The organism is Salmonella sp. NW645, from assembly GCF_051703725.1.
Lineage (GTDB): Bacteria > Pseudomonadota > Gammaproteobacteria > Enterobacterales > Enterobacteriaceae > Salmonella > Salmonella enterica.
This window is the reverse complement of record NZ_JAMMKR010000001.1, coordinates 537,488-551,909: the sequence shown is the minus strand read 5'-3', so window position 1 is coordinate 551,909 and position 14,422 is coordinate 537,488. Positions and strand designations below refer to the sequence as shown.

Genomic DNA, 14,422 nt, shown 5'->3' with positions numbered 1-14,422 from the left:
CTCACCCCTTAATCAATCTCGTTGGGATCAAGAGCGCCAGGGATGTTTTTAATCTCTTCCCAGCGTTCTCCCTGCAGGCGATAACCTGTTGCCGGACCGGCATAGTCATTGACGTCATTAACCGCAGAGAGCACTTGTCCGTCGCCGACGATAATGGCGGAGGTGTGCAAATAGTCGCCGGTTAGCTTGGCTTTCTGGATGTTGAGCATGTCCTGGGCCACGTCGGTAAACCCGCCCTGCGCCAGCGCTTTAACGACTTCCAGACCGTTGCGGTTTTTATTGATGATTTCCTGGGCGAACTTGATGTCTTCGACGATGTTACGCTCCGGCATATCTTTCGAACCGTGGGCATAGGTCGCGGCTTCAACTTCTTCATCGGTAATCGGCGGTAGTCCCATTCCGGCAAACACGGCCTGCAGCGCGCGGGCGGCTTTGTTACGGATGGCGATAACGTCCTCTTCGCGAACCGGGCGCAGACCGCCGTCCACTTTCAGGTCACGCTGGATAACGTTGTAGTCGTCAAAGTCTTCCGCATCTTCGTTGGAACCGGCGAACATGTTGTCGTAGTTCGGCACCGCGGAATAACCAGAGGAGATAAAGTCGGTACCCGGCAGGAACTGCATCAGCAGGCGCGCGGTACGACGCATATCGGAGTGGGTGAAGGTCTGGTCGTTACTGGAGGCGCATTCCAGATCCAGCGACGAGCAGATCAGGTTTTCCGCCAGCACGGCACGAATGCCTGACGGCACGGCAGACGGTACGCCGATGCAGCTTACGGAGCCGTTTTGCAGACCCTGAACGCCAGCCGCTTTGGTGATATAGATGCAGCGCGCTTCCAGATACAGCATGGATTTGCCTTCGGCGTAGCCCATCTGCACTTCGGATCCGGAGCCGGAGGTGAAGCGCATTTTCAGGCCGCGAGAGGCGTAGGAAGAGGCTAAGAAGCCCTTCGACCATGGTGTATCGTCACCGTCGGTGAAGACCGGCTCGGTGCCGTAAACGGAGATGGTTTCGGCGTAGCAGGTGTGGCCCAGCATGCCGAGCTTAAGCTCGGTGGCTTCTTCCAGGGAGCACTGCGTCAGTACACCCGGACGACCAACCTGAGAACCGACCAACAGCGCGATGGCGTTGAACGGCGCGTAGCGTGCTACCGCAACCGTGGTTTCTTGTTCGTCAAACCCGCGCCATGCGCCTTCGGCGGCATCGGCGGCAATTTGCACCGGGTTATCCTTGACGTTGGTGACGTGCGCCTGCTGAGATGGAGTGCGGCGGGCGCGCATTTTCTGCATCGCCATCATCATCTCAACCACGTTCATATGCGAAACCACTTCAACAATTTTCGCCGGGGTCATGGCGGTGGTCAGCGGAACGATTTCGCTGCGCTTGACGTTAGGATCGCACAGCATATTGGCAAGCTTGACCGAATCTATCGCCATCACTTCTTCGGCGCGGTTCAGGTTGATGCCGTAGCGGGCGATAAAGTGGTCGATCAGGTCGAATTCGCTAACCGGTTTTCCGTCCAGCTCGGTCACCGCGCCGTTAACGATTTTAATCGACGGTTTCGGGTCGTTCGGGCTTTCCATTGCGATAAAGCCTTCTTCGATCCACTCCTTAACAAAGCCGTCCTGATTCACAGGGCGTTTCGCCAGTGCTTCAAATCTTTTCGATCTCATGAATCAGCCTCGTGGGTATCAGATGTAGGACGGGCGATCGTTTTTCGGTTCAGAACCGAGGGTCGCAAGGACGGTTTTGCCGATTTCGCGGGCGGAGGTCACCGCCTGACGGACCGCGCCGGAGTCGCCGGAAATCACCAGAATGGCTTCGTTACTAAAGCTGGTGCCGTGCGCCGGAGAGCTGTACGCCACGACTTCAACGTTGGCTGACTTCAGGGCGGTATCAGCCATCAGTACGCCGACGGAAGCCGGAGCGCCGACAATGACACCGCAGGCACGGCCAATCGGCGCGCCGAACGCTTTTTCCAGCGCGTAGCTGGCGCGAGCGGTGTACTGCAGCTCGATATGCCCGGCTTCGTTGCCGTAAACATCACCGAAGGTGCGGTCCAGCTCTTTCAGCGCGACTTCGATACCGCGCTTGACGTCGGATACATCGTTACCGCCTAAAATAATCAGCGAACCGTGGCCCGCTCCGCCTTTGGTATCGCGCGGCAGCTCAATGCTGACCACTTCGGTGTTGGTGGCTTTCACCGCTTCGTCCGCCGCCATAATGTGCGGGCCTGCGCCGGTGCGGGCGCCGAGAATGCCGATGGAACGATAGCGCTTCTCAAGTTTCATCGCGTCCAGCAGGGCGGTATCGACGTTGGCGATAACCAGGCCCAGGGTATCGCCAATGGCGGTCCCGACAAATTCCGTTAAACTGCAGCTTTTTTCTGCCATAGCCGTCTCTCGTATAGGTTGGGGTTGACCAGGGATGGCCTGTTGTTCCGGCGTTGCCACACGGGCAATCACCTGCGCCATGATCTGTTCCACCAGCTCATTGCTGCTCATTGGCTAATTCCCTTCGGTAAGATTTTTTCTACATCGGTGTGAGGGCGTGGGATGACGTGTACGGCTTTCACTTCACCCACGTTGCGTGCGGCTGCGGCACCTGCATCGGTGGCCGCTTTGACCGCGCCAACATCGCCGCGCACGATGACGGTTACCAGCCCGGAGCCAATCTTTTCATAGCCCACTAACATCACATTGGCTGACTTAACCATTGCATCAGCGGCCTCTATGGCTGCGGTTAAGCCTTTGGTTTCTACCATTCCTAGTGCTTCTTGTTGCATAAAGACCTCGCATGGAGTGTTCCGATAGTGGGGACTATAAGAAGATGCGAGGAAAAAGAATGGCTGACTTGCTATTGAACATCAGAAAATAATGGGAAAGCAATATGATTAAATTGCCTTTTATTTTTATAACTTATTGATAAATTACATTTAATTTATTATTGTCTATATGATTATTTTGTTTTTATTATTTCATTTTTACATTTTTGTTAGTGACGAGAGTATTTTTATTTGATATGGCGAAAGACGCAAAATGTGATGCTTATTCGAAATTGATAAGTTGGCTTGTGCAATATTTTATTATTTCCACAGGCGTATTTTATAGCTCAAATTTCCCGTGTGATGGGCTGATAAAAATATCGGAAAAGCAAAATTTTGCTATCGCAACACGATTTTTCCGGGAGACAGGTCCGCAGGTTGCCAACAATTTACAGGCGGCACTTTTTATAGTGAGGTTAGCTGTACTCTACTGCCAGCCGAAACTTGCGCTGGCCAGGACACGAACTTTGCTCAGAAGGTGTCACATGAATGATTCTCTAAAGGCGCAATGTGGTGCGGAATTTTTAGGCACCGGACTCTTTTTGTTTTTTGGTATCGGTTGTTTGAGTGCGCTCAAAGTCGCAGGTGCCAGCCTCGGATTATGGGAGATTTGCATTATTTGGGGGCTTGGAATTTCACTGGCCGTTTACCTTACGGCCGGGATCTCCGGCGGACATCTTAACCCTGCGGTGACGATTGCGCTGTGGCTGTTTGCCTGCTTTCCCAAACAGAAAGTATTGCCTTATATTATTGCCCAGTTTGCCGGCGCTTTTGGCGGCGCTCTGCTGGCGTATGTGCTTTATAGTAGCCTTTTTACTGAATTTGAGACTGCGCATCATATGGTGCGCGGTAGCGTCGAAAGTTTGCAATTAGCCAGCATTTTCAGTACCTATCCGGCCGCAGCGCTAAATGTATGGCAGGCTGCGTTGGTGGAAGTGGTCATTACGTCGATTCTGATGGGCATGATCATGGCATTGACGGATGATGGCAATGGCATTCCTAAAGGGCCGCTTGCGCCTTTGCTTATTGGGATATTGGTTGCCGTTATCGGCGCGTCTACTGGACCCCTTACCGGTTTTGCAATGAACCCGGCGCGTGATTTCGGTCCCAAACTGTTCACATGGTTAGCGGGGTGGGGGAACATGGCGATGAGCGGTGGGCGAGAGATCCCTTATTTTATCGTGCCGATTGTCGCGCCTGTTATCGGCGCCTGTGCCGGAGCAGCCATATATCGCTATTTTATTGGTAAGAATTTACCTTGTAACCGCTGTGAACTGTAAGAAAATGCGAACCAGATTCACAGCAATGATGTATCGTAAAAACAGGTGAGATAATTTCGTGATCTGCTTTCACGAACTGATCAAAACGTCTCCCAGCAATGGGAGACTTTTGATATTGTCATTGTACTTTTTATCAGGGCCAGGATAATGCTAATAAAAAGTAAATGTAAATAATGTGTTTTGTTTATAACAATAAATTAACTGAGGGGTTTTATCATGATTTCTGCGAGCGCTCTGAACTCAGAACTCATTAATAAAATCGCACAGGATTTTGCACAAGCCACCGGTCTGGCGGTTGTGGTTGTCAATATTCATGGTGATGAAATATCTGAGCTATTCAATTTCACGCCGTTTTGTCAGTTGATGCGGCAGCATCCCCAGCATAGTACACGTTGTCGTATGAGCGATCGCTGCGGGGGACTGGAGGCATCGAAGTCCGATCAACCCTGTATTTATCGTTGTCATGCCGGTCTAACGGATTTTTCTATTCCGCTGGTAATCGCAGGGCATTTAGTTGGCTTTGTTTTATGCGGGCAGGTTCGTTTAAGTAATGACGTGGAGCTGGTAAACATTCTTAATGTCGACGATCGCTGGCAGGCTGACCCTGAGCTCTTGAATGAATTTCGGAATGTGCCAGAGATGGACTATTCACGCGTTATCGCTTCCGCCGATCTCCTTAAACTGATTGTTGAGAATTGCCTGAAAAAACAGCTCAATTTCGTGGTTATCAAAGACAATCCGCAGCAATCGGAGGCAAATAAAGCCGCTCGTGGTCCCACTCCGCATGACAGTAAAATGAAAAAAGCGCTTCGCTATATTGATGCGCATTTGTCCGACGATCTTCGTCTTGAGGATGTCGCCTCACATGTCTATCTCAGCCCCTATTACTTCAGTAAGCTATTCAAGAAATATCAGGGAATCGGATTTAATGCGTGGGTGAACCGCCAGAGAATGGTTAGCGCCAGAGAATTGCTTTGCCATAGTGACTGGAGTATTGCCAGTATTGCGCGTAATTTAGGCTTTTCGCAAACCAGCTATTTTTGTAAAGTCTTCCGCCAGACCTATCAGGTTACGCCGCAGGCTTATCGCCAGCAGATAAATGAGAATTCTCATCCTCCATCGTTATGAATAGCAATATTTTGCTATTGCCGATTTTTGATAGTGTTTTGTATCTTAATCATTTCAGAAAGAAAATTTATCTGGTGTAACAATAAATTGTCATAGCGCAACAAAATAATAAAATTTAGGGCATAAACTGCACCAGTTTTTATTTTTGTGATGAAGTACAGTGTCAGGAAAGATAAGTTTTATTACGCTTTGTCGATACGTTTTATCGTCAATATACCGGTAAGGATGAGTAGATTAACGTCAGATGAGCAACCGCTCAGGTTATTGCTCACAGAAATGTAAAACGTAGCACATTATTAATTGCCGTTATGGGTGTGCCGTACAGCCATAACGTAAACCAACAGGTTTGCCACATTTGTGGTAGGGAAGGGGGTGAAAATCCCCCGCAGCCCCCGCTGCTGTGATGCTGACGACCCCGTAAAGACCACTGATCGCAAGATTGGGAAGGACGGGCGAGGAGGACGCTAAGCCAGAAGACCTGCCTGTCGGTGATAACCAACAACTTCGGTGGGAAGTGGGTTGCGAAGACGCGTACAGTCGAAAGACTGAACATGCGCGTACCTGTATACCCCTACCACCCTGAACAGGATCAGGGTAATGGCGGCAAGGCATCACGCATTTATTCTTGCAGGCACAGGAAGCGGTTGCGGCAAAACCACGGTGACGCTTGGTTTGTTGAGGCTGCTGCAAAAACGCGCGCTGCGCGTACAGCCGTTTAAAGTTGGGCCAGATTACCTTGATACCGGCTGGCATACCGCTATCTGTGGCGTGGCGTCCCGTAATCTTGACAGTTTCATGCTTCCTCCTCCTGTTCTCAACGCCTTATTTTGCGAACAAATGCGGCAGGCGGATATCGCCGTCATTGAAGGGGTCATGGGGCTGTATGACGGCTATGGCGTCGACCCCAATTATTGCAGTACAGCCGCAATGGCGAAACAGCTTGGTTGCCCGGTCATCCTACTGGTGGACGGCAAGGCTGTTTCAACGTCGCTTGCGGCTACCGTTATGGGATTTCAGCACTTCGACCCGACCCTCAACCTCGCGGGCGTGATTGTGAATCGCGTCACTAGCGACGCCCACTATCAGCTCCTCAAAAATGCCATTGAACATTATTGCTCACTGCCGGTACTGGGGTATGTCCCTCCTTGCGACGGCGTCGCATTACCTGAACGCCACCTGGGGTTGATTACTGCCAGAGAATCCCTCGTCAATCAGCAATCATGGCATGATTTTGCCGCCACGCTGGAACAAACAGTGGATGTGGATGCGTTACTCTCGCTGAGCGTGTTATCAGCGCTTCCGACGGGAATGTGGCCTGAGCGCCCCGATAACACAGCGGGGGCAGGGCTGACGCTTGCTCTGGCGGATGATGAGGCCTTTAACTTTTATTACCCCGATAACATCGATTTGCTGGAGCGTGCCAGCGTTAACATTGTGCGTTTTAGCCCACTGCATGACCGCGCATTGCCTGATTGTCAGATGATCTGGCTGGGCGGTGGATATCCCGAATTATACGCCGCAGAGCTGGCGGCAAATACGGCGATGTTAAAACATTTGCGGGCGGCGCATCAGCGCGGCGTGGCGATTTACGCGGAGTGTGGCGGTCTGATGTATTTGGGGAGCACTCTGGAGGATAGCGGCGGGGAAATTCATCAGATGGCGAATATTATCCCCGGTCACAGCAAAATGGGTAAGCGACTTACCCGCTTTGGTTACTGTGAGGCGCAAGCTATGCAGCCAACGCTATTGGCGGTGCCTGGTGAGATAGTGCGCGGCCATGAATTTCACTACTCAGATTTTATCCCCGAAACACCCGCCGTTATGGCCTGTCGTAAGGTTCGCGATGGTCGCGTGTTACAGGAATGGACCGGCGGCTGGCAGACAGGCAACACGTTTGCCAGCTATCTGCACGTCCATTTCGCCCAGCGTCCGGAAATGTTGCAGCACTGGCTGGCGGCGGCGAGGCGCATATTATGACGATCCTTGCCTGGTGTATCGCCTGGGTGCTGGATTTTATCATCGGCGACCCTCAACACTGGCCCCATCCGGTACGCTGGATAGGTCGTTTAATCACGTTTGTGCAGCGTATTGTGCGTCGCTATTGTCCCGGCGATAAAGCGCTGCGGATTGGCGGCGGCGTAATGTGGGTTGTGGTTGTCGGGGCGACCTGGGGCGTGGCATGGGGCGTACTGGCGCTGGCGCAGCGGATTCACCCCTGGTTTGGCTGGAGCGTCGAAGTCTGGATGATCTTTACCACGCTGGCCGGACGCTCTCTGGCCCGCGCCGCGCAGGAGGTTGAACGACCGTTGCGGGAGAACGACCTTGCGGAAAGCCGAATAAAACTCTCCTGGATCGTCGGGCGCGATACGTCGCAACTTCAGCCAGCGCAGATCAATCGCGCCGTGGTGGAAACGGTTGCAGAAAACACCGTTGACGGCATTATCGCGCCGCTCTTTTTCCTCTTTCTCGGCGGCGCGCCGCTGGCGATGGCCTACAAAGCCGTCAATACCCTGGATTCAATGGTGGGCTACAAACATGAAAAATACCGGGCGATTGGTATGGTCAGCGCCCGTATGGACGATGTAGCGAACTATCTTCCTGCCCGACTGAGCTGGCTGTTGCTGGGCATTGCGGCAGGACTGTGTCGCCTGAGTGGTTGGCGGGCGCTGCGTATTGGCTGGCGTGACCGTTATAACCACAGTAGCCCAAATTGCGCCTGGTCGGAAGCGTGTGTGGCCGGCGCCTTAGGAATCCAGCTCGGCGGCCCAAATAACTACTTTGGCGAGCGTGTGGACAAGCCCTGGATCGGCGACGCGCAGCGCGATATTTCCGTGGACGATATTTCTCGAACGATTCGATTGATGTGGGTCGCTTCAACCCTGGCGCTGGCGCTGTTTATTGCGGCGCGGTGCGGGTTATCTGGTGTGGCCTGAGGACGACAGTATGCATTATATCCAGCAGCCCCAAACCATTGAGGCCAACAGTTTCACCATTATTAGCGACATTATTCGCGAAACGCGTCCTGATTACCGTTTCGCCAGTCCGCTCCATGAGGCCATTATCAAGCGGGTTATTCATACCACCGCCGATTTCGACTGGCTGGACATTTTGTGGTTCTCTGCCGATGCGCTGGAGCAGCTTTGTGATGCGCTACGTCAACCATGCATTATTTATACCGATACCACGATGGCGCTGTCCGGCATTAATAAAAGATTACTGGCGACGTTTGGTAGCGAGTGTCGCTGTTATATCAGCGATCCGCGCGTGGTGCGCGCCGCAAAAACGCAGGGGATTACCCGTTCAATGGCCGCCGTCGATATCGCTATCGCCGAGGAGGAGAAAAACAAGCTCTTTGTTTTCGGTAATGCGCCGACGGCCCTGTTCCGTTTGCTTGAACATAACGTGACGGTGAGCGGCGTGGTGGGCGTACCGGTAGGCTTTGTCGGCGCGGCGGAGTCCAAAGAGGCGCTCACCCATAGCCATTTTCCCGCGGTTGCCGCGTTAGGGCGTAAAGGCGGCAGTAACGTGGCTGCCGCTATCGTCAATGCGCTGCTCTATCACCTCCGGGAGGCCTGATGAGCGAGCTTTCTTTTGACGCGCCGGTCTGGCGCCACGGTAAAGCGTTACGTAAAGGATATACCACCGGTTCCTGCGCGACGGCGGCGGCAAAAGTCGCCGCGCTGATGGTATTGCGTCAACATCTGATTCATCAGGTCTCCATCGTCACGCCGTCGGGCGTCACGCTATGCCTGAACGTGGAGTCGCCGCACATTGAAGGCCGACAGGCGATAGCCGCAATTCGTAAAGATGGCGGCGATGATGTGGATGCCACGCACGGAATGCTGATTTTTGCCCGCGTTACGCTCAACGACAGCGGTGAGATTACGCTCACTGGCGGCGAAGGTATTGGTACGGTAACGCGTAAAGGGATTGGACTACCCCTCGGGAGCGCCGCCATCAATCGTACGCCGCGTCATACCATTGAATCTGCGGTGCGCGAAGCGATAGGCCCGGCGCGTGGGGCCGATGTGGAGATTTTTGCCCCGGAAGGTGAAGCGCGGGCGCAAAAAACGTATAACTCGCGGCTTGGCATTCTTGGCGGCATTTCCATTATTGGCACTACCGGCATTGTGACGCCGATGTCGGAAGAAAGCTGGAAACGCTCGCTATCGCTGGAACTGGAGATCAAACGGGCGTCAGGATTAACGCGGGTGATACTCGTGCCGGGCAACCACGGCGAACGGTTTGTTCGCGAACAAATGGGCGTCGACACACAGGCGGTCGTCACCATGAGCAATTTTGTCGGCTACATGATTGAAGAGGCGGTACGGCTGGGATTTTGCCAGATAGTGCTGGTGGGGCATCCTGGAAAATTGATCAAAATCGCCGCCGGGATCTTTCATACCCATAGCCATATTGCCGATGCGCGCATGGAAACGCTGGTCGCGCATTTAGCTTTACTGGGCGCGCCGCTGGAGTTACTCACCCTGGTCAGCGATTGCGATACCACTGAAGCGGCAATGGAGCACATTGAAGCATATGGCTTCGGGCATATCTATAACCATCTTGCCAGGCGTATTTGTTTGCGAGTCATGCAGATGCTGCGTTTTACCAAAACGCCGCCTGTCTGCGACGCCATCCTGTTTTCTTTTGATAACCATATTCTCGGCAGTAATCGTCCCGTCGACGAGATTGCTAAGGAGCTGCAATGCTAACGGTCGTGGGAATGGGGCCCGCCGGACAGCATTTGATGACGCCTGCGGCGCTGGAAGCGATAGACCACGCCGATGCGCTGGCAGGCGGTAAACGGCATTTGGCGCAGTTTCCGGCGTTTGGCGGCGAACGATTTACGCTGGGCGCGGATATTGGCGCGTTGTTGTCATGGATTGCCGCCCGTCGGGATAAAGGGATCGTGGTGCTGGCCTCCGGCGATCCGCTGTTTTATGGCATCGGTACACGCCTGGTGGCGCATTTTGGTATCGAACAGGTTCGCATTATCCCTGGCATCAGCGCCGTACAGTATCTGTGCGCACAGGCTGGAATTGATATGAATGACATGTGGTTGACCAGTAGCCACGGTCGTTGCGTCAGCTTCGATCAGTTAGCGAACCATCGCAAAGTGGCGATGGTCACGGATGCCCGCTGCGGGCCGCGAGAAATCGCGCGGGAACTGGTCGCGCGGGGCAAAGGGCATCGCTTAATGGTGATTGGTGAAAAGCTGGCGATGGAAAATGAGCGGATCCACTGGCTACCCGTCAGTGCGGTCAACGCCGACTATGAAATGAATGCAGTGGTGATCCTGGATGAAAGATGAGCTTTTTCTGCGCGGCGAGAACGTACCGATGACCAAAGAGGCGGTACGGGCGCTGGCGCTGTCGAAACTTGAGCTCCACCGCGCCAGTCACCTGATTGACGTCGGGGCGGGAACGGGAAGCGTCTCAATTGAAGCGGCGCTGCAGTTTCCTTCGTTGCAGGTGACGGCTATCGAGCGTAATCCTGCCGCGCTACGGCTGCTTGATGAGAATCGTCAGCGCTTTGCCTGCGGCAATATCGATATTCTCCCCGGCGAAGCGCCAATGACCATAACCGGGAAAGCCGATGCGGTGTTTATGGGCGGCAGCGGCGGTCATCTGACGGCGCTGATTGACTGGGCGATGGGCCATCTGCATCCCGGTGGCCGTCTGGTGATGACCTTTATCTTGCAGGAAAACCTTCATAGCGCGCTGGCGCATCTTGCGCACATCGGCGCATGTCGAATGGACTGTGTACAGCTTCAGCTTTCATCGTTAACGCCGCTGGGGGCGGGACACTATTTCAAACCGAACAATCCTGTTTTTGTTATCGCCTGTCAGAAGGAAGAAAACCATGTCAGAGACATTTGATCCACGCTGTGTATGGTTCGTCGGCGCCGGGCCGGGCGATCGCGAGCTGATCACGCTTAAAGGCTACCGCCTGCTGCAACAGGCGCAGGTAGTTATCTATGCCGGTTCGCTGATCAATACCGAACTGCTGGATTACTGCTCCGCGCAGGCAGAACGCTACGACAGCGCCGAACTGCATCTTGAGCAGATTATCGAGCTGATGGCTGCGGGCGTGAAAGCGGGAAAAACGGTGGTGCGGTTGCAAACGGGCGATGTCTCGCTGTACGGCTCCGTGCGTGAGCAAGGCGAAGAGTTAACCCGCCGTGGTATCGACTGGCAGGTAGTGCCTGGCGTCAGCTCGTTTCTCGGCGCTGCGGCGGAGCTGGGTGTGGAATATACCGTACCGGAGGTATCGCAGAGTCTCATTATTACCCGTCTGGAAGGGCGCACGCCAGTACCGGCGCGCGAACAACTGGAGGCGTTCGCCAGTCACCAGACGTCGATGGCGATTTATCTTTCCGTTCAGCGTATTCACCGGGTGGCGGAACGTCTCATTGCCGGCGGTTATCCGGCAACTACGCCTGTCGTGGTCATCTATAAGGCTACCTGGCCGGAAAGCCAGACCGTTCGCGGCACGTTAGCGGATATTAGCGACAAAGTACGTGATGCTGGCATCCGTAAGACGGCGCTAATCCTGGTCGGGAATTTTCTGGGTAAGGAGTATCACTACTCAAGACTCTATGCAGCGGACTTTAGCCATGAATACCGTAAAGCCTGAATCCATTGCGTTGTTTTGCCTGACGCCCGGCGGCGTGGCGCTGGCAAAGAGACTCGCCGCGATGCTGCCGTTAACCTGCTTTACCAGTGAAAAACTGCGGGAAGAGGGATTTATTCCCTTCGATGGCGGATTCGCTAATACCGCCCGGCAGGCTTTTACCACTTATACCGCGCTTATTTTTATCGGCGCGACCGGCATTGCCGTTCGTGTCCTGGCGCCGTTAGTGAACGACAAGTTCAGCGATCCGGCGGTGGTCGTCATTGATGAACGTGGTCAGCATGTCATTAGCCTGCTTTCCGGTCATGCGGGAGGGGCCAATGCCTTGACGCGCTACCTGGCAGGAATGTTAGGCGCCGATCCGGTGATTACCACGGCAACGGATGTCAATGAGATGTCCGCGTTGGACACCTTAGCTTTCCAGCTTAACGCCCGTATGACCGATCTTCGAACGGCGGTAAAAACCGTTAACCAGATGTTGGTCAGTCATCAACGGGTGGGGTTATGGTGGGATGCCGAACTAACGGAAGAGATCGGCCAGTGCGATATTCGCGGTTTTATCCCTGTTGATGATTTGCAGCAGTTGCCTGAGCTGGATGCGCTTATCTGCGTCTCTTTGCGTAATGACCTCCCTGAGCTTCCCGTACTGCACTGGAAACTGGTGCCCCAGCGTGTGGTGGCGGGAATTGGCTGTCGCCGCAATACGCCATTTCCCCTGTTAGCGACATTACTGGCGCGCCAGCTTGAAGCGCAGAAACTCGATCCGCTGGCGTTAAAAGCGATTGGCAGCGTCACGCTCAAAAAAGGGGAGCCGGGGCTTATTCAGCTCGCCTCCTGCTGCCGCGTGCCTTTTAAAACCTTTACCGCCGAAGCGTTGCGCGAATTCGAACACCATTTTCCCGGTTCTGGCTTCGTCAGAAAAACGGTGGGCGTTGGCAGCGTATCCGGCCCGGCTGCGTGGTTATTAAGCCAGGGACAATTGTTAGGCGAGACCCTGCGAGAACAGGGCGTCACTATTACTTTAGGAGTTGCACACTGATGTTGAGCGTAATTGGTATTGGCCCCGGTTCGCAGGCAATGATGACGATGGAGGCGATTGAGGCGCTTCAGGCGGCGGAAATCGTCGTGGGCTACAAAACCTATACCCATCTGGTTAAAGCATTTACCGGCGATAAACAGGTGATCAAGACCGGCATGTGTAAGGAAATTGAACGCTGCCAGGCGGCTATTGAACTGGCGCAGGCCGGGCATAACGTCGCGCTCATCAGCAGCGGGGATGCGGGAATTTACGGCATGGCGGGTCTGGTGCTGGAACTGGTCGGCAAGCAAAAACTGGACGTCGAGGTGCGGCTCATTCCTGGCATGACCGCCAGCATCGCCGCCGCCTCTTTACTGGGCGCGCCGCTGATGCATGACTTCTGCCATATCAGCCTCAGCGACCTGCTGACCCCGTGGCCGGTAATTGAAAAGCGCATCGTTGCCGCCGGAGAGGCAGACTTTGTTATCTGTTTTTACAACCCGCGCAGCCGCGGGCGCGAAGGGCATCTGGCGCGCGCGTTTGACCTGCTTGCCGCCAGTAAAAGCGCGCAAACGCCGGTTGGCGTGGTGAAATCCGCCGGACGTAAGAAAGAGGAAAAATGGCTGACTACGCTCGGCGATATGGATTTTGAACCGGTAGATATGACCAGTCTGGTCATCGTTGGTAATAAAACGACCTATGTTCAGGATGGGCTGATGATAACGCCGCGAGGTTACACGCTGTGAATGAGGGAGATGTGCTGGTGGTGGGCGGCACCAGCGATGCGCGCGCGTTATGCCGACAACTGGATGCGGCGAACGTCGCATACACCTTATCCGTGGCGACGCCAGCCGGAAAAGCGCTGGCTGGCGACATTAAAGGACAGGTGCGCTGTGGTCGTCTGGAGTACGGGCAGATGGTCGCCTGGCTAAAAGAAAACCGTACTCGCTGGGTAATAGATGCATCGCATCCTTATGCAGAAATGGTCAGCCATAACCTCCTTCGCGCCTGTGAAACGGCAGGCGTGTTGTTAAGTCGTTATCAGCGTCCGGAGCAGCTTAGCAATCTGACGCATCCGCTTCTCTATACGGCGCGCAGTATTGCCGATGCCTGCGAGATAGCGAGGCGTTTTGGTCCGCGCGTGTTACTGACGACCGGCAGTAAAGATCTGGCCGTCTGGCGTGCCGGGCTGGCGGAAAAAACGTTGCTGGCGCGCGTACTGCCCGTGGCGGAGGTGATTCAACGCTGCAGCGAACTGGGGTTCGGCGTTGGAGAAATTTTCGCATTGTGTGGGCCGTTCAGCGCTGATTTTAACGCCGCGTTTTACCACCAGTGCCGGGCCGACGTGGTCATTACCAAAGCGTCCGGCGCGGAGGGGGGATATCAGGAAAAAGTTCAGCCCTGTCTGGATGCGGGCATTCCCTGCATCGTTATTGCGCGCCCGACGCCACTTGTGACGGGTGATGAGTTACTGGAAAGCCAGGCCGCCTTTGCGCAGCGTTTATCGCGCTGGCTGGCCGCAGCTAAGGAGTAAAA

At 54.3% G+C, this 14,422-nt stretch carries 15 protein-coding genes and 1 riboswitch; of the genes, 12 read left to right on the top strand and 3 right to left on the bottom strand.

Translation table 11 applies throughout. From position 1 onward, the window contains the following. Positions 1-8 precede the first annotated feature (8 nt). Genes pduC through pduA form a run of 3 tightly spaced genes read right to left on the bottom strand, consistent with a single transcriptional unit; the run spans position 9 to position 2,785 of the window. Positions 9-1,673 (bottom strand): propanediol dehydratase large subunit PduC, encoded by a 1,665-nt coding sequence (gene pduC, locus NA389_RS02895; protein WP_001256884.1) that lies wholly within the window; start codon positions 1,671-1,673, stop codon positions 9-11. Between the two features lie 18 nt (positions 1,674-1,691). After that, positions 1,692-2,504: a propanediol utilization microcompartment protein PduB gene (gene pduB / locus NA389_RS02890; protein WP_000097500.1), complete on the bottom strand. Its 813-nt coding sequence runs from the start codon at positions 2,502-2,504 to the stop codon at positions 1,692-1,694. Continuing rightward, positions 2,501-2,785: a propanediol utilization microcompartment protein PduA gene (gene pduA / locus NA389_RS02885; protein ID WP_001183618.1), complete on the bottom strand. Its 285-nt coding sequence runs from the start codon at positions 2,783-2,785 to the stop codon at positions 2,501-2,503. The genes pduB and pduA overlap by 4 nt, the downstream gene beginning before the upstream one ends. Positions 2,786-3,309: 524 nt before the next feature. Between pduA and pduF the strand changes: the two genes are divergently transcribed. The 12 genes from pduF to NA389_RS02825 all read left to right on the top strand — a co-directional run bounded on the left by pduF (position 3,310) and on the right by NA389_RS02825 (position 14,420). Beyond that, positions 3,310-4,104 carry a propanediol diffusion facilitator PduF gene (pduF, locus tag NA389_RS02880; RefSeq protein WP_001000023.1) on the top strand — a complete coding sequence of 265 codons (795 nt, stop codon included), beginning with the start codon at positions 3,310-3,312 and terminating at the stop codon, positions 4,102-4,104. 216 nt (positions 4,105-4,320) lie between these two features. Further along, on the top strand, positions 4,321-5,232 hold the full coding sequence (gene pocR / locus NA389_RS02875; protein WP_000622323.1) for a transcriptional regulator PocR: 912 nt from the start codon (positions 4,321-4,323) through the stop codon (positions 5,230-5,232). A 325-nt stretch (positions 5,233-5,557) separates the two neighbouring features. Further along, a riboswitch (cobalamin riboswitch) is annotated at positions 5,558-5,732 on the top strand. 97 nt (positions 5,733-5,829) lie between these two features. Further along, entirely contained in the window at positions 5,830-7,209 is a 1,380-nt protein-coding gene (locus NA389_RS02870; protein ID WP_000741262.1) for a cobyrinate a,c-diamide synthase, read from the top strand. Next, positions 7,206-8,165 carry an adenosylcobinamide-phosphate synthase CbiB gene (gene cbiB, locus NA389_RS02865; protein WP_000153654.1) on the top strand — a complete coding sequence of 320 codons (960 nt, stop codon included), beginning with the start codon at positions 7,206-7,208 and terminating at the stop codon, positions 8,163-8,165. The genes NA389_RS02870 and cbiB overlap by 4 nt, the downstream gene beginning before the upstream one ends. Before the next feature lie 10 nt (positions 8,166-8,175). Next, positions 8,176-8,808, top strand: coding sequence for a cobalt-precorrin-8 methylmutase (locus tag NA389_RS02860; RefSeq protein WP_000558994.1), 633 nt, complete (start codon positions 8,176-8,178; stop codon positions 8,806-8,808). Continuing rightward, complete coding sequence (cbiD, locus tag NA389_RS02855) at positions 8,808-9,947, top strand: cobalt-precorrin-5B (C(1))-methyltransferase CbiD (RefSeq protein WP_001292922.1); 1,140 nt, start codon at positions 8,808-8,810, stop codon at positions 9,945-9,947. Before NA389_RS02860 ends, cbiD begins: the two co-directional genes overlap by 1 nt. Further along, positions 9,941-10,546, top strand: a complete 606-nt coding sequence (locus NA389_RS02850; RefSeq protein WP_000958828.1) for a cobalt-precorrin-7 (C(5))-methyltransferase — start codon at positions 9,941-9,943, stop codon at positions 10,544-10,546. Before cbiD ends, NA389_RS02850 begins: the two co-directional genes overlap by 7 nt. Continuing rightward, positions 10,536-11,114: a decarboxylating cobalt-precorrin-6B (C(15))-methyltransferase gene (locus NA389_RS02845; protein WP_000650985.1), complete on the top strand. Its 579-nt coding sequence runs from the start codon at positions 10,536-10,538 to the stop codon at positions 11,112-11,114. The genes NA389_RS02850 and NA389_RS02845 overlap by 11 nt, the downstream gene beginning before the upstream one ends. Continuing rightward, the gene (locus tag NA389_RS02840; RefSeq protein WP_000004876.1) at positions 11,098-11,871 is read left to right on the top strand and encodes a cobalt-precorrin-4 methyltransferase; all 774 of its coding nucleotides are present in this window, start codon (positions 11,098-11,100) and stop codon (positions 11,869-11,871) included. Before NA389_RS02845 ends, NA389_RS02840 begins: the two co-directional genes overlap by 17 nt. Further along, positions 11,852-12,907 carry a cobalt-precorrin 5A hydrolase gene (cbiG, locus tag NA389_RS02835; RefSeq protein WP_001098918.1) on the top strand — a complete coding sequence of 352 codons (1,056 nt, stop codon included), beginning with the start codon at positions 11,852-11,854 and terminating at the stop codon, positions 12,905-12,907. The genes NA389_RS02840 and cbiG overlap by 20 nt, the downstream gene beginning before the upstream one ends. Further along, a complete protein-coding gene (locus NA389_RS02830; RefSeq protein WP_000953637.1) occupies positions 12,907-13,632 on the top strand; it encodes a precorrin-3B C(17)-methyltransferase in 726 nt (241 codons plus the stop codon). The genes cbiG and NA389_RS02830 overlap by 1 nt, the downstream gene beginning before the upstream one ends. Beyond that, complete coding sequence (locus NA389_RS02825) at positions 13,629-14,420, top strand: cobalt-precorrin-6A reductase (RefSeq protein WP_001001975.1); 792 nt, start codon at positions 13,629-13,631, stop codon at positions 14,418-14,420. Before NA389_RS02830 ends, NA389_RS02825 begins: the two co-directional genes overlap by 4 nt. Positions 14,421-14,422 lie beyond the last annotated feature (2 nt).